This is a genomic window from Bradyrhizobium sp. LeoA1Lang (genome assembly GCF_055413685.1).
Genome location: NZ_JBVAPG010000066.1, coordinates 1 through 14,765, shown reverse-complemented (window position 1 = coordinate 14,765; position 14,765 = coordinate 1). Strand labels below are relative to the sequence as shown.

Genomic DNA, 14,765 nt, shown 5'->3' with positions numbered 1-14,765 from the left:
GAGTCGGATAGAGGGAGAAAATGCAGGGCAACTAACCAGCGCAACTCAAGGCCTTCTGGTGGGTGCAACGAACGGGTTGGATTCCGGGCTCTGTCGAAGATTCTTATCGAAACACACATCAAGACGTTCAAGCGCTGCCGCACTTCCATCTAGCGGCAGACGGAGAGTCATCCCTTCGCCTCGAACTTCGAGAACGTTGGCGATTCGCAATCGCTCGTTAAACGGCGCGTCGGCCAGCGCGATCGTCACTGATTTCGATTCCGCCAGGGCCTTCGCGTCGACCGAGCGCGAACCCGTAGACAGGCGAACGGAATAGGCCTTACCCCGTTCAAGCCTCCATTTGGGCGAATCGAGAGATAGCAGAAGGCCTTCCTGGTTGCGTACGAACATGATGCCTAGACCCTCGCTGGATCGCGTCATAGTGCAGTTCTCAAACTTATCGGCTTTATATGTTGTCGCTATCGTCCAAGGGCCGACGGCAAGCGTCTGGATGTCGAGCGGCTGTTGGGCGAGTGCTGGCTTTGCGAGGATTGCAAGACAGGCAAACGCAATGATCGCTCGCATCGTCACCTCCATGAACGGTTGTGAAAATCTGAGACAAAATGCAGCCCGCGGGAAAGATTAACGCGATCCGGGTTGAACAGTTCCGGATTGCAGTTTCTCTTCATTTTTGACAAGTTCCCCCGCTTGCGCGCTGGGAGATCGTCTGCTTTGTAAAAACCTGATAGATTCGTGATCTCTGGATTAAGATCTTGAGTTCGATGACTGAAGACGAGCCCATCGACGAGATTTCAATGATCGAAGCTCGGCTCGAGCAGCTTGCCGAAGTCGCCGAGCGATGCGGAAAGATCATTTTGGTTTCGAAGGTTGCAATCGCAGGCGGTATCGCATTGCTGATCGCCATGGTGCTCGGCCTGTTCGGGCCTAATCAAGTCGCTGCCATTGGATCGATAGCCCTGGTATTGGGCGGAATCGTATCGCTCGGATCGAATGTCAGTACGTTGCAACAGACGTCGGCCGCCATCAGCGCCGCGGAGTTGGCCCGTTCTGAGCTGATCGACAGGATCGATCTCAAACTGATCGGTGAGAGCACACCAAGCTGACTTGCGCGACCGCACGAGATGGGTCGGCTGGCCGTGCTGTGGGGGACGCAGAATTCGTGCTGAGAAACGTTAGCTCTTCTGCGTGTAGAGCAGCGGCACCGCGGAATCCACGACCACCTCGACCAGGCTCGTGCCGTCATGCGAACGCCCGAGTTTCAGCGCAGCCGGAAGCTCCGCGGCTTTCGTCACGCGCACCGCGTGGCAGCCCATGCCTTCGGCGATCCTGACGAAATCGATATCGGGCAATTCGAGCCCCGGCACGTTGCGCACCTGCATCACCTGGCTGAACGAGCGCATCGCGCCGTAGCCTGAATTGTTGAGCACCACCACGGTCATCGGCAGCTTGCGCTGCGCCGCGGTCCATAGTGCCTGGATCGAATACATCGCCGAGCCGTCGCCGATCAGGCAGACGATGCGACAGCCGGAGCGGCCGAGCGCCATGCCGACCGCGGCCGGCAGGCTGTAGCCGAGGCCGCCGCTCGCCATGGTGTAGAAACTGTCCTGCCCGCGCATCGGCATGAACTTCTGCATCGCCAGGCGATGCGACGGAGCCTCTTCCACCAGCACGTCATTCGGTCCCATCGCGGCGACAAGCGAATGCATCAGGAACTCGGCGGGGATCGGATCGCTGGCCGCGGGCACGGGCGGCAGCGTGCGGCCCACTGGTGCGGGCCGCCCGGTCTCGGGCAACAGTTCGAGCAGCATCGCGAGCGATGGCTTCACCGTGCCGATGATGCTGTTGCCGGCTGGCGTGAACGAAGCGGCGTTTGCATCGTCGGTGATCTGGAACAGTGTGGTCGCGCCATCGAAGATCGCGGCGTGGCCCTCGACATGGAAGGTGAACACCGGCGCGCCGATCACGACCACGAGGTCGTGCCCGCGCAGCGCCTCTGACAACTGCCCGGGGGAAGCGTGCAGGAAGCCGGCAAATTGCGGATGCCGCTCAGGGAACGAGCAGCGCGCCGAGAACGGGCTCGCCCACACCAGGGCCTTCGTCTTCTCCGCGACCTCAACCATGAGATCGACGGCCTGCGCGCGGTCGACGGCGGGGCCGACCACGAGGGCAGGGCGCTTGCTCTCGGCGAGCGCGGCGACCAACGCTTTCATCGCCGCCGGATCGGGCCCGATCTCGCGGCTGATCTGGCGCGCCTCGACCGGCTGCGTCGGCCGGTTCCAGTCGTCGACCGGCACTGAGACAAAAGTCGGCCCGCAGGGCGGCTGCATCGCGATGTAGTAGGCGCGCGCGATCGCGCCGGGCACGTCCTCAGGCCGCGCCGGCTCGACGGCCCATTTCACATAAGGCTGCGGGAATTCGGTGGCGCGTTCGGCGTAGAGGAATGGCTGCAATGGCAGGATCGAGCGCGCCTGCTGGCCCGCCGTGATCACAAGCGGCGTCTGGTTGCGGTAGGCATTGAAGACATTGCCGAGCGCATGCCCGACGCCGGCTGCCGAATGCAGGTTGACGAAGCCGGCGTTCCGCGTCGCCTGGGCATAGCCGTCGGCCATGCCGACGACGGAGGATTCCTGCAGTCCCAGCACATAGTCGATGTCGTCGGGCCAGTCGCTCAGGAACGGCAATTCGGTCGAGCCGGGATTGCCGAACACTTTTTTGATGCCGAAGGCGCGTAGCAAACCGAACGTCGCGTCCTTGACCGTGACGGCTTTGCTGTTGGTGGCGGCAGGCTTGCGGGACGACATCAGGCGATTCTCCCAACTTTATTGTTTTACTCCGTCATTGCGAGCGCAGCGAAGCAATCCATCTATCCGCGAGTGGAGGCATGGATTGCTTCGCTGCGCTCGCAATGACGGCTTTCTACCACGTCGCCATGCCCTTCATCGTCGGCTGTCCTTCGGCATTCGCCGTCCACAGTTCCAGGCCTTCGCCATTCTCATTGGCATTGACCGAGAACTCGCTGCCTTCGAACAGCGGCTGCACGCCGCGATAACTGAACTTCTTCGGCGGCTTTCCGCCATGAAGCTTTGCGGCCAGCTCGATGATGAACGCCGCCTGCAGCGGTCCGTGGAAGATCAGGCCCGGATAGCCCTCGACCTTGGTGACATAGTCGCGATCGTAATGGATGCGGTGGCCGTTGAAGGTCAGTGCCGAATAGCGGAACAGAAGCACCGGATCGGCCATGTGGCTCTCGCGGTGCTTTGCCACCGGCGGCGGGGGCGGAGCCTTCGCGGGCGCGGCTGCTGGCGTGCTCGTCATCTCGCGATAGACGATGTCCTGCCGCTCGCGGATCGCGAGCCCGCGCGGGGTCGTCACGTCGTGCTGCACGGAGACGAAGCACAGCGTGCCAGTCGAGCCGCTCTTCAAGCTCACGTCGGAGATGCGCGAGATGCGCTTGGGCTCGTCGCCGACGCGCAGCGTGTCGAGGAATTCGAGCTCGCCGCCGGCCCACATCCGGCGCGGTAGCGGCACCGGCGGTAGGAAGCCGCCGCGGGTCGGGTGGCCGTCGGGGCCGAGCTGCGACATCGGAAACACCGGCTGCGCCAGGCACCAATGCACCGTGAACGGCGCGGCATCGCCCGTCTTCGGCTCGCCGATCTCCTGGAACAGCGTCGCGCGCAGGCCTTTCACGAGTTGCGCACTAACGATGTCGGAAGCCTCAGTGGTGCGGCCGATCCATTGCCGCAGATGCTCGAGGTCGAGTTGTTCGCTCATGACGATTTGGCCCGGGCAGGAGAGGACTTTGCGGCGCTGGTCTGTTCGCCGATCGCCGGCACCGCGCCATAGTGGCGCGGTTCGCCGACGACAATCGCAGCCGGCGCCGGATAGGCGACGCGGCCATTCGGCGTGTCGACCTCGATCCGGCGCAGATGTGGATGCTGCGCGAGATCGGCCATGGTGTTGACCTCGGCGAAGGCGATGTCAGCATCCGCCAATTTCTGCAGCAGCTCATCGCGCGTCAGCTTGGCAAAGGCGTCGCCGACAGTCTTATCGGTCTGCGCACGGTTGCGCACGCGCTCGACCATGTTGGCGAAGCGCGGATCGTTTGGCAGATGCGGCTGTCCCAGCACCTCGGCGCACAGCTTCTTCCATTCCCGCTCGCTCTGGATCGAGATCAGGATCTCCTTGCCATCCCTGGAGCGGAATACGCCGTAAGGCGCGATCGAGGGATGGGCGAGGCCCATGCGTTTCGGCGCCTTGCCGTCCTCGGCATTGAGCAGCGGCACCGTCAGCCAGTCCGCCATCACGTCGAACATGGAGATGCGGATGTCGGCGCCTTTGCCAGTGCGCCCGCGCGCAATCAGCGCTTCCAGGATCGCCGCATGCGCCGTCGCGCCGGTCGCAACGTCCACGATCGACATCCCGACGCGCGAGGCGCCATCCGGTCCGCCGGTGATCGAGGCCAATCCGCTTTCGGCCTGGATCAGGAGATCATAGGCCTTGCGCTGCGCATACGGCCCTTCGTCGCCATAACCCGTGATGGTGCAGCAGATCAGCTTTGGATAATCCTTGCGCAGCCGCGCAAGCGTGAAGCCGAGCTTGTCCATCGAGCCCGGCTTCAGATTCTGCAAGAGCACGTCGGCGCCCGCGATCAGTTCCTCCAGCGAGCTGCGGCCTTCCTTGGTCGCAAGATCGACCACGACCGAATCCTTGCCGCGGTTGAGCCAGACGAAATAGCTGCTCTGGCCCTTGGCGGCGGCGTCATAGCCGCGGGCGAAATCGCCCTCGGGGCGTTCGATCTTGATCACATGCGCGCCGGCGTCGGCCAGGCGCGACGAGCAGAACGGCGCGGCCACCGCCTGCTCCACGGCGACGACGGTCAGTCCCTCGAGCGGCAGCATGCATCTCACCTCAATAGGAGCGGGGCATGCCGAGCACATGCTCGGCGACAAAGGACAGGATCAGATTGGTCGAGATCGGCGCCACCTGGTACAGCCGGGTCTCGCGGAACTTGCGCTCGACGTCGTATTCCTCGGCAAAGCCGAAGCCGCCATGGGTCTGCACGCAGGCATTGGCCGCTTCCCAGGACGCATCCGCCGCCAGCATCTTCGCCATGTTGGCTTCCGCGCCGCAATCGAGCCCGGCCTCGTATTTGCGGGTAGCTTCCTTCACCATCAGTTCGGCCGCGCGCATCGAGGCATAGGCTTTTGCGATCGGGAACTGGATGCCTTGATTCTGGCCGATCGGCCGGCCGAACACGGCGCGTTCCTTGGCGTAGTTGGTCGCCTTGGCGATGAACCATTTGGCGTCGCCGATGCATTCGGCCGCGATCAGGATGCGCTCGGCATTCATGCCGGAGAGGATGTAGCGGAAACCCTTGCCTTCGTCGCCGATCAGGTTTTCCGCCGGCACCCGCATGTCCGTGAAGAACACTTCCGTCGTCGCGTGGTTCATCATAGTGCGGATGGGACGGATCTCCAGCCCCTTGCCCTTGACCTCGCGCATATCGACGATGAACACCGACAAGCCATCGGTCCGCTTCTTCGCCTGCTCCTTCGGCGTGGTTCGCGCGAGCAGGATCATCAGGTCGGAATGCTCGGCGCGGCTGGTCCAGATCTTCTGGCCGTTGACGACGTAGTGGTCGCCATCACGCTTTGCAAAAGTCTTCAGCGACGACGTATCGGTGCCGCTGGTCGGCTCGGTCACGCCAAAGGCCTGCAGCCGCAATTCGCCGCTCGCGACCTTCGGCAGATATTTCGCCTTCTGTTCGGCATTGCCGTGTCGCAACACCGTGCCCATCGTGTACATCTGCGCGTGGCAGCCGCCGCCATTGCACCCCGCGCGCTGGATCTCCTCCAGGATCGCCGCCGCCGCGGAGAGCTTCAACCCCGCGCCGCCGTATTCCTCGGGGATCAGGACCGAGAGGTAGCCGGCCTCGGTCAACGCATCGACGAATTCCTTCGGATACGCCATCTGCCGATCGAGCTTGCGCCAGTATTCGCCGGGAAACTGCGCGCAGAGTTTTGCCACCGCATCGCGGATATCGGAATAGTCGTCATGTTGTTCTTGTGCGGTCATCGGAAATCACCGGCGCGTTCGTTTAAGGGATGGCGGATGTGAAAGGCGCGGCGGACCATTGTGGCGCCAGCGTAAACTCCCTATGCTCTTTTGTTATAGCGTATGAAGTAGCATTCCAAGATTGGCAAGCATGGATTTCCGCCAGCTTAGGACGTTTACCTGCGTCGCGGAACTCGGGAGCCTGAGCAAGGCCTCCGACACGCTGCGCATAGCTCAGCCGGCGCTGAGCCGGCAGATCAAGCTGCTCGAGCATGAGCTGCGCACCGAGCTGTTCACGCGGAACGGCCGCGGCATGGTGCTGACCGATGCCGGGCGCCTTTTGCTCGCGCGCACCTCCGGCATCGTCCGCCAGGTCGACCAGATCCGCGACGACATCCAGTCGGCGCAGGGCCCGCCCTCGGGCCGCGTGGTGCTCGGCCTGGTGCCGACGGTGAGCTGCGTGCTCTCGGCGCGCTTCGCCCGCCGCTGCGTGGAAAATTTCCCTGATATCTCGCTGCGGATCGTCGAGAGCTATAGCGGCCACCTGATCGAATGGCTGCACCGCGGCGAGATGGATCTTTCGATCATTTACGGCCGCACCGCGGACCTGCATCTTGCGGCGCAGCCGCTCGGCCGCGACCAGATCATCGCCGTCGGCCCTCGCGGTTGCGGTCTGTCGCGCAAGAAGCAGGTCGAGATCGGTTGGCTGCTCCGCCAGCGCCTGGTGCTGCCCAGTCATTCGCATGGGCTCCGCGCCCTGATCGAGCACGCCGCGGCGTTGAAGAAGATCAAGCTCGATGTCCAGCTCGAGGCGGATTCCTTCCGCGTGCTCACCAGCCTGGTCGAGGAGGGGCTCGGCTTCGCGCTGTTGCCGCCGTCGTCGGTGCGGAGCGAAGTCGCCGATGGCCGGCTGGAAACCGCGGCGATCGCAAAGCCGCTGTCGCGTGAGCTGATCATTGCCTCTCCGATCGATCGTCCGGCCTCGATCGCGACCACCGCCGTCACCGCGCTGTTGCGCGAGGAGGTCGCCGCCTGCCGCAAGGAAGGCCTCTGGGACATCAGGCTGGCGTAACGCCGTTGCGGCGCGCGCCAACCGCGGGAGACTTAGGACAAGCCCGCGCGACCTTCCCTTCGCATCTGGTTCAGCCTGTCATGCCGGGTTTTTATAGCGGCGGAAAGATACCCGTAGCCCGGATGGAGCGAAGCGCAATCCGGGGCGCTTTTTCCGCGTACAGAATGATCCCGGATTACGCTTCGCTCCATCCGGGCTACACGCTACACAGCGTCACCCCGGAATACGCACCGGCAGCGTCTCGTAGCCCTTGATGAAGCTGGAATAGATCCGCCTGACATCACCGACCACCTCGATGCGGTCGAACCGCTTCAGCATCTCCTGCCAGATGATCTTCAATTGCAGCTCCGCGAGCCGCATGCCGACGCAGCGGTGGATGCCGAAGCCGAACGACAGATGCGTGCGCGGCCGCGGCCGGTCGATGATGAACTCGTTGGGCCGGTCGATCACTTCCTCGTCGCGGTTGCCCGAGACGTACCACATCACGACGCGATCGCCCTTCTTGATCGTCTTGCCGCCGAGCTCGGTATCGACCAATGCCGTGCGCCGCATATGGGCGAGCGGCGTCTGCCAGCGGATCACTTCCGGCACCATGGAATCGATCAATTCAGGGTTTGACCGGAGTTTCTCGTACTGCTCCGGATTCTCGTTCAGCGCCAGCACCGAGCCGGTCATGGTGTTGCGCGTGGTGTCGTTGCCGCCGACGATGAGCAGGATGAGATTGCCCATGAGGTTGTCGGGGTCCATGTGCCGAGTCGCATCGCTATGCGCCATCATCGACAGCAGATCGTTGCGCGGCGCCGCATTGACGCGCTCGTTCCAGAGTTTTGCGAAATAGGCGTAGCATTCGTCCATCTCTTTGCGCCGCTGCTCCGGCGAGTCCACGATGCCGCTCTTGGGCAGCGCGGTGGCAACGTCGGACCAGCGTGTCAGCTTGCGCCGCTCTTCCCAGGGGAAGTCGAACAGCGTCGCCAGCATCTGCGTGGTCAATTCGATCGAGACGCGGTCGACGAAGTTGAAGGTCTCGTTGCGCGGCAGGCCGTCCAGCACCTTCTGCGAACGCTCGCGGATCAGCTTGGCAAGCTCGTCCAGGTGCGTCGGCGTGAACATCGGCGACACCGTCTTGCGCTGCGCCGAGTGTTTCGGCTGGTCCATCGCGATGAAGCTCGGCCAGTCGTAGCCGACCGGCATGTCGCGGATGCCGATGCCGCCCAGGCTCGCATCGGAGGAGAAGATGCCGTGGCTGGTGTCGACATGCATGATGTCGTTGTATTTGGTGACCGACCAATAGGGCTCGATCGGCGCGTTGGTGCAATAATGCACCGGCTCTTCCTTGCGCAGCCGCTCGAACCACGGCTGCCACGTGTCGTTCTGGAACAGCCTTGGCGCGCCCGGGTGGAAATTCTTCAGCGGCGTCGAATAGGCCTCCTCGCGCGCCAGGCGCATCAGCTCGTTCTTGTCGACCCTGACTGAAGTCTGCACGTTCATTGTCTCAACTCCCAAAAGCGCTAGCTCGCGATGCGGACCGGCAGCGTCTCATATCCCTTGATGAAGCTCGAATACACGCGCTTCGGCTCCTCCACCACCTCGATCGTATCGAAGCGCTTCAGGATCTCTTCCCAGATGATCTTCAACTGCAATTCGGCAAGTCTGAGGCCGACGCAGCGATGGATGCCGAACCCGAATGAAATGTGAGTGCGGGGACGGGCGCGGTCAATGATGAACTCATAGGGGCGCTCGATCACATCTTCGTCGCGATTGCCCGAGACGTACCACATCACGACCTTGTCACCCTTCCGGATCTGCTTGCCATGGAACTCGATGTCGGCAAGCGCGGTGCGCCGCATATGCGCCAGCGGCGTCTGCCAGCGGATCACCTCCGGCACGAAACTGTCGATCAAGTCAGGATTCTGCTTCAGCTTGCGATACTGGTCCGGATTCCGGTTCAGCGCATAGATGCTGCCGGAGAGCGTGTTGCGCGTGGTGTCGTTGCCGCCGACGATCAAGAGGATCAGATTGCCGAGGAAGTTCTTCGGATCCATGTCGCGGGTCGCCGGGCTGTGCGCCATCATCGAGAGCAGGTCGCTCTTCGGCGGCTGGTCGATCCGTTCCTTCCACAGTCGCGAGAAATAGCTGGCGCATTCCATGAGCTCGGCCTGCCGCTCGTCCTCGGTCGCGACCAGCCCGCCGGCGCCCGGAAGGGTGGTGGCGACGTCGGACCAGCGCGTCAGCTTGCGCCGGTCTTCCCAGGGGAAATCGAACAGCACCGCCAGCATCTGCGTGGTCAATTCGATCGAGACCTTGTCGACCCAGTCGAACACGTCGCCGCGCGGCAGATTGTCGAGGCATTCGGTCGAGCGCTTGCGGATGTTGATCGCGAGCTCGTCGAGATGTGTCGGCGTGAACATCGGCGCCACGGTCCGACGTTGCGCCGAGTGCCGCGGCTGGTCCATCGCGATGAAGCTTTCGCGGCGCAGGTCGAGGGCGATGTCGCGGATGGTGATGCCGCCGAGCGAGGCTGCCGAGGAGAACACCGAATGGTTGGTCTCGATCTCCATGATGTCGTTATATTTGGTCACCGACCAATAGGGCCCGAACAGGCTGTCCCGGCAATAGTGCACCGGCTCCTCCCGGCGTAGCCGGTCGAAATAGGGCCAGAACGAATCGCTGCGGAACAGTTCGGGGTCGCTGGGATCGAATTGATCCAGCGGGATCGAATAGGCCCGCTCGCGGGCGGCCTCCTGGGTTTCGTTCTTGAGGCGATCGACCGTCCCGTGCATGGCGTATCTCCTTGGATCGTCCCGGTCCGGTTGTTCCGCCGGGCGCATTTTCCGGGAATTACAACCCGTCACGCCGCGCAGGGCAAGGGCGAGTTTGGCACATTTGGCCGCATCGGCTTCCACCTCGATCGGCCTGCGGCGGCCACAATTCCGGCTCGCTCCGCGAATTCATCTCTACCAGCCCCGTCATTCCGGGGCGTCCGAAGGACGAGCCCGGAATCCATTCAGCCGCATATGCGGGCCGAGAAATGGATTCCGGGCTCGACGCGGAGCCTGTCATCGGGCCGCGCTTCGCGCGGACCCGGTGGTGTCGCCCCGGAATGACGGCGGTGCGGGGAGCGGAAGAAGAAACCTCCCTCGTGACAAGCTCTTCGGCAGCGAATAAGCCTAGGGCAACAAGCCATTCTGGAGGCCGCCCACCATGATTCCCAACGCGCAACGGATGTTCAATTTCGACCTGGGCGAGACCGCGGATGCGATCCGCGAGACCGTGTGCGATTTCGCGAGCAACGAGATCGCCCCACGCGCCGCCGAGATCGACCGCACCAACCAGTTCCCGCGCGACCTCTGGCCGAAGATCGGCGCGCTTGGCCTGCACGGCATCACGGTCGAGGAGGAGTATGGCGGCTCTGGTCTCGGCTATCTCGAGCACTGCGTCGCGCTGGAGGAGATCTCGCGCGCGTCCGCTTCCGTCGGCCTGTCCTACGGCGCCCATTCCAACCTCTGCGTCAACCAGATCCGCCGCAACGGCAACGAGGCGCAGAAGCGGAAATATCTGCCCAAGCTGATCTCCGGCGAGCATGTCGGCTCGCTCGCGATGTCCGAGCCGAGCGCCGGAAGCGACGTGGTCTCGATGAAGACCCGCGCCGAGAAGAAGGGCGACCGCTTCGTGCTCAACGGCAACAAGATGTGGATCACCAACGGCCCCGTCGCCGACACGCTGGTGGTCTATGCCAAGACCGATCCGAACGGCGGGCCGCGCGGCATCACCGCCTTCATCATCGAGAAGGGTATGAAGGGATTCTCCACCGCGCAGAAGCTCGACAAGCTCGGCATGCGCGGCTCCGACACCTGTGAGCTCGTGTTCGAGGATTGCGAGGTTCCGGAGGAGAACGTGCTCAGCGAAGTCGGCCGCGGCGTGAACGTGCTGATGAGCGGCCTCGACTATGAGCGCACGGTGCTGGCCGCGGGCCCGATCGGCATCATGCAGGCCTGCATGGACGTGGTGATGCCCTATGTGCACGAGCGCAAGCAGTTCGGCCAGCCGATCGGCACCTTCCAACTCGTGCAGGGCAAGGTCGCCGACATCTACACCACGATGAATGCCTCGCGCGCCTATGTCTATGCGGTGGCGAAAGCCTGCGACCGCAGCGAGACCACGCGCGAGGACGCCGCCGGCGCCATCCTCTATGCCGCCGAGAAGGCGACGCAATGCGCGCTCGACGCCATCCAGCTCCTCGGCGGCAATGGCTACATCAACGACTATCCGACCGGCCGCCTGCTGCGCGACGCCAAGCTCTACGAGATCGGCGCCGGCACCAGCGAAATCCGCCGCATGCTGATCGGCCGCGAACTGTTCGAGAAGACCGCGTAGCAGGCGTAGCCCGGGTGGAGCGAAGCGCAACCCGGGTCTGTATCCACGATTACAGAGGCCCCGGGTTACGCTCCGCTCCAGCCGGGCTACGGCGCTGTCGCCACACATCACCCCTCGTCATTCCGGGGCGCGCCTCTTGGCGCGAGCCCGGAATCCATTTCTCCGCCTGCACAAGTGGTGAAATGGATTCTCTGATGTGCAATTGCACATCATAGTTCGACGCTTTGCGTCGCCCCGGAATGACAGCACGGGATACCTCTATTATCTGCGCGGCAAGCGAATCGCTTCGCGCTCGACTCCCCCGTGAAATCTCGATCACACTTCCTTTGATAAATATGTGGTTCTGTGCGATCCGCAGACACCGCCTGGAGTTGATCCCCGTGCACGAGATGAGCTGGACCCCGATTGGGCCCCCGCAACCGCCGCCTCCGTCTGTTCCGCCGCGGATGCCGGTGGCCTTCACGGGCAGCCGCCGCGAATTCTTCGAGCTGGTCAAGCGCGGCGCCGGGCTCGAATTCGTCACGCTCGGCTTTTACCGGTTCTGGCTGGCGACCGACATGCGCCGTCATCTCTGGTCGAACACCGAGATCGACGGCGACGCCGCCGAATATACCGGCCGCGGCAAGGAGCTTCTGATCGGCTTTCTGGTCGCACTCGCGATCCTGGTGCCTGTTTACCTTGCTTATTTCCTGGTTGGCCTCGAGGCCGAGCGCGCCCAGGCTTTCGCCAGCCTTCCGCTGGTGGCGTTCTTCTATCTGTTCGGCCAGTTCGCGATCTTTCGCGCGCGCCGCTACCGCCTGACGCGGACGGTGTGGCGCGGCGTGCGCTTCTGGATGAGCGGCTCCGGCTGGGCCTATGCCGGGCTCTCGGCGCTGTGGGGACTCGTGGTGATCGTCACCCTCGGTCTCGCCCTGCCGTGGCGCGCCGCAGCGCTCGAGCGCTACAAGATGCGCCATTCCTACTATGGCGACCTGCAAGGCAGTTTCGAGGGGCGCGGCTGGGAGTTCTTCAAGCGCGGCTGGTGGCTCTGGCTGCTGGTGCCGGTGGCAGTCTACATCGTGCCGCTCGCGCCCTTCATCTACGGCGCCTACAAAGCGGTCGAATGGCGATGGTGGCTGTCCGGCATCCGCTTCGGCGGCGTGCGGCTGGAATCGACGCTGAAGCGCGGCGCGCTGATCGGGCTCTATTGGAAAGTGATCGGGTGGATCGTCGTGCTCAGCCTCGTCTTCGCGGCCTGGCTCGCGCTCTCGGCGGTGCTGGTCGCCAGCATGAGCGCAACGCCGCTCAAGGAACTCTTCGCGAGCCAGGAATTTGCCAGGAGCATTCCGTTCCTGGTGTTCCTGGGTCTTGGCTATCTCCTGTTCGCGCTGGCCATCAATGTCGTGATCCGCGTCTATCTGATGCGCGATCTCTGGGTGAAGGTGCTGGGGTCGACGATCGTCCATGGCATCGAGGCTGCGGCCAATGTCTCCGCGCGAGGCGAGCTCGCCAACGCGCTCGGCGAGGGCTTCGCCGACGGTCTCGACGTCGGGGGTCTTTGACCCATGAGCGGGGTGATGGATAGCGGAGCGAACACCGCCTTCTATTTCGATGGCGCGTCGAGCAAGCGGCGCACGGTCGCGTTGCGCCTCGGCGAGACGCTTGAGATCGAGGAGGACGGACAGCGAAGCGCCGCCTGGCCCTATGCCGATATCCGCCGCGCCGACAGTCCGTCCGGCAAGCTGCGGCTCGCCTGCATCTCCGCGGCCGCGCTGGCGCGGCTCGAAATCCGCGATTCCGCGCTCGCGGCCGAGCTCGTCGCGCGCTGCGAAAAGCTTGACGAGCATGTGCTCGGCGGCCGCGGTGTCGCGACCATCGTCGGCTGGTCGCTGGCGGCGACCGTGTCGATCATCCTGGTCGTGCTGTTCGGCGTGCCGCTCGCGGCCGACCGGCTGGCGGCGTTGGTGCCGGCCTCGTTCGAGCGGCGGCTCGGCGAAGTCGCCGACAGCCAGGTGAAGATGGTGTTCGACGGCAAGCCGTGCGACAACCCCGCCGGCCAGCGCGCGTTTGAAAAACTCGTCAACACGCTGCGCGAATCCGCTGGCATGGACACTTCGGTGCAATCGGGCGTGTTCTCGACCCCGATCCCGAACGCCTTCGCGCTGCCGGGCGGCAGGGTCTATGTGTTGGATGGGCTGCTCGCGAAAGCCGAAAATGTCGACGAGCTCGCGGGCATCCTCGCCCACGAGCTCGGCCATCTCCGGCATCGCGACGGCCTGCGCGGCATGATCCACAATGGCGGCACCTCGTTCCTGATCGGTCTCTTGTTCGGCGATATCACCGGCTCCAGCGCGGTGATCTTCGCCTCGCGGACGCTGGTGAACGCATCGCATTCCCGCGAAGCCGAACAGAACGCCGACAGCTTCGCGATCGAGACCATGCATCGGCTCGGCCGGCCGACCAAACCGATGGGCGATTTGATGTTCCGCATCACCGGCAAGGAAGGCGCCAGGGCCCTGTCGCTGATCGCAAGCCATCCCATGACCGAAGACCGCCTCGCCCGCATGGCCCGCGAAAACCGCCCCGCCAGCGGCCCGCCCTTGTTGACCGCAGAAGAGTGGCGCTCTCTGAAGTCGATCTGCAGCGCCGGCGCCAAGCTGTAGAAGCCGTTCGCCAACCACGACCACCACCGTCATTCCGGGGCGCGCGCAGCGCGAACTATGATGTGCAATTGCACATCAGAGAATCCGTCGCGCCATCTACTCCCGTCATTGCGAGCGGAGCGAAGCAATCCACGCCTCCGCTTGCGGCGCTATGGATTGCTTCGCTCTGCTCGCAATGACGATGTGGCGACTCTGGGTGCGACAAAACAACCCGACGGGCAAATCAGCAGAAACGTGTCCATCCCTCACGCGAAAAATAATCCGCTTCCGTCGTCGGGCAAATCAGTGATTTAACTCCGCGCGTCTCACGCGAATGAGGGGCGGGTCGCGATCGTCACGAACGTTGCGGTGAGATGCGGTGGACGCGGGTGTCGCGACTGACGAGCGTGGCACTCGCGGACGGCGAAGTCGTGTGGTCCTGGCGCCCCGACGCTGGCGCTAAGTTTTTCGCGCGAAAACGCGAGAGATGACGGTGGCAAGAAAGCCCGGTCACCGGCTATCCGATTCACACATTTTTGAGCCTCAAAGTGGTGCCGTATTTGATGCGACGGAAGGCTTCGAGGCCCAGGCGCATCACCTTTGGACCAGGCTTTCCATAGTAGGCGGTCCATCCTCCAAGCCGA

At 63.6% G+C, this 14,765-nt stretch carries 12 protein-coding genes; 5 read left to right on the top strand and 7 right to left on the bottom strand.

Features of this window, described 5'->3' with window-relative positions:
- Positions 1 to 45 precede the first annotated feature (45 nt).
- Positions 46 to 564: a hypothetical protein gene (locus tag ACZYOF_RS22100; RefSeq protein ID WP_130579294.1), complete on the bottom strand. Its 519-nt coding sequence runs from the start codon at positions 562 to 564 to the stop codon at positions 46 to 48.
- A gap of 197 nt (positions 565 to 761) precedes the next feature.
- On the opposite strand from ACZYOF_RS22100, the gene ACZYOF_RS22095 reads away from it, so the two are divergent.
- Positions 762 to 1,103, top strand: coding sequence for a hypothetical protein (locus tag ACZYOF_RS22095; protein WP_463717106.1), 342 nt, complete (start codon positions 762 to 764; stop codon positions 1,101 to 1,103).
- 69 nt (positions 1,104 to 1,172) lie between these two features.
- On the opposite strand, the gene mdlC is transcribed toward ACZYOF_RS22095, so the two are convergent.
- The 4 genes from mdlC to ACZYOF_RS22075 all read right to left on the bottom strand — a co-directional run bounded on the left by mdlC (position 1,173) and on the right by ACZYOF_RS22075 (position 6,075).
- Positions 1,173 to 2,801 carry a benzoylformate decarboxylase gene (gene mdlC / locus ACZYOF_RS22090; protein ID WP_463717105.1) on the bottom strand — a complete coding sequence of 543 codons (1,629 nt, stop codon included), beginning with the start codon at positions 2,799 to 2,801 and terminating at the stop codon, positions 1,173 to 1,175.
- Between the two features lie 115 nt (positions 2,802 to 2,916).
- The gene (locus tag ACZYOF_RS22085; protein WP_463717104.1) at positions 2,917 to 3,771 is read right to left on the bottom strand and encodes an HTD2 family dehydratase; all 855 of its coding nucleotides are present in this window, start codon (positions 3,769 to 3,771) and stop codon (positions 2,917 to 2,919) included.
- Entirely contained in the window at positions 3,768 to 4,898 is a 1,131-nt protein-coding gene (locus ACZYOF_RS22080; RefSeq protein ID WP_463717103.1) for a CaiB/BaiF CoA transferase family protein, read from the bottom strand. Before ACZYOF_RS22080 ends, ACZYOF_RS22085 begins: the two co-directional genes overlap by 4 nt.
- 10 nt (positions 4,899 to 4,908) lie before the next feature.
- The gene (locus tag ACZYOF_RS22075; RefSeq protein WP_463717102.1) at positions 4,909 to 6,075 is read right to left on the bottom strand and encodes an acyl-CoA dehydrogenase family protein; all 1,167 of its coding nucleotides are present in this window, start codon (positions 6,073 to 6,075) and stop codon (positions 4,909 to 4,911) included.
- A gap of 130 nt (positions 6,076 to 6,205) precedes the next feature.
- Here ACZYOF_RS22075 and ACZYOF_RS22070 point away from each other — a divergent pair, with 130 nt between their 5' ends.
- Positions 6,206 to 7,126, top strand: a complete 921-nt coding sequence (locus ACZYOF_RS22070) for a LysR substrate-binding domain-containing protein (RefSeq protein WP_463717101.1) — start codon at positions 6,206 to 6,208, stop codon at positions 7,124 to 7,126.
- A 213-nt stretch (positions 7,127 to 7,339) separates the two neighbouring features.
- Here the strand turns inward: ACZYOF_RS22070 and ACZYOF_RS22065 are convergent, their stop codons facing one another.
- On the bottom strand, positions 7,340 to 8,614 hold the full coding sequence (locus ACZYOF_RS22065; RefSeq protein WP_463717100.1) for a cytochrome P450: 1,275 nt from the start codon (positions 8,612 to 8,614) through the stop codon (positions 7,340 to 7,342).
- Between the two features lie 20 nt (positions 8,615 to 8,634).
- A complete protein-coding gene (locus ACZYOF_RS22060; protein WP_463717099.1) occupies positions 8,635 to 9,906 on the bottom strand; it encodes a cytochrome P450 in 1,272 nt (423 codons plus the stop codon).
- A gap of 421 nt (positions 9,907 to 10,327) precedes the next feature.
- Between ACZYOF_RS22060 and ACZYOF_RS22055 the strand changes: the two genes are divergently transcribed.
- From ACZYOF_RS22055 to ACZYOF_RS22045, 3 genes are all read left to right on the top strand, one after another.
- Positions 10,328 to 11,500: an isovaleryl-CoA dehydrogenase gene (locus tag ACZYOF_RS22055; protein WP_463717098.1), complete on the top strand. Its 1,173-nt coding sequence runs from the start codon at positions 10,328 to 10,330 to the stop codon at positions 11,498 to 11,500.
- A gap of 389 nt (positions 11,501 to 11,889) precedes the next feature.
- Positions 11,890 to 13,041, top strand: a complete 1,152-nt coding sequence (locus ACZYOF_RS22050) for a DUF898 family protein (protein WP_463717117.1) — start codon at positions 11,890 to 11,892, stop codon at positions 13,039 to 13,041.
- Positions 13,042 to 13,056: 15 nt separating this feature from the next.
- A complete protein-coding gene (locus ACZYOF_RS22045; RefSeq protein WP_463717097.1) occupies positions 13,057 to 14,142 on the top strand; it encodes a M48 family metallopeptidase in 1,086 nt (361 codons plus the stop codon).
- Positions 14,143 to 14,765 lie beyond the last annotated feature (623 nt).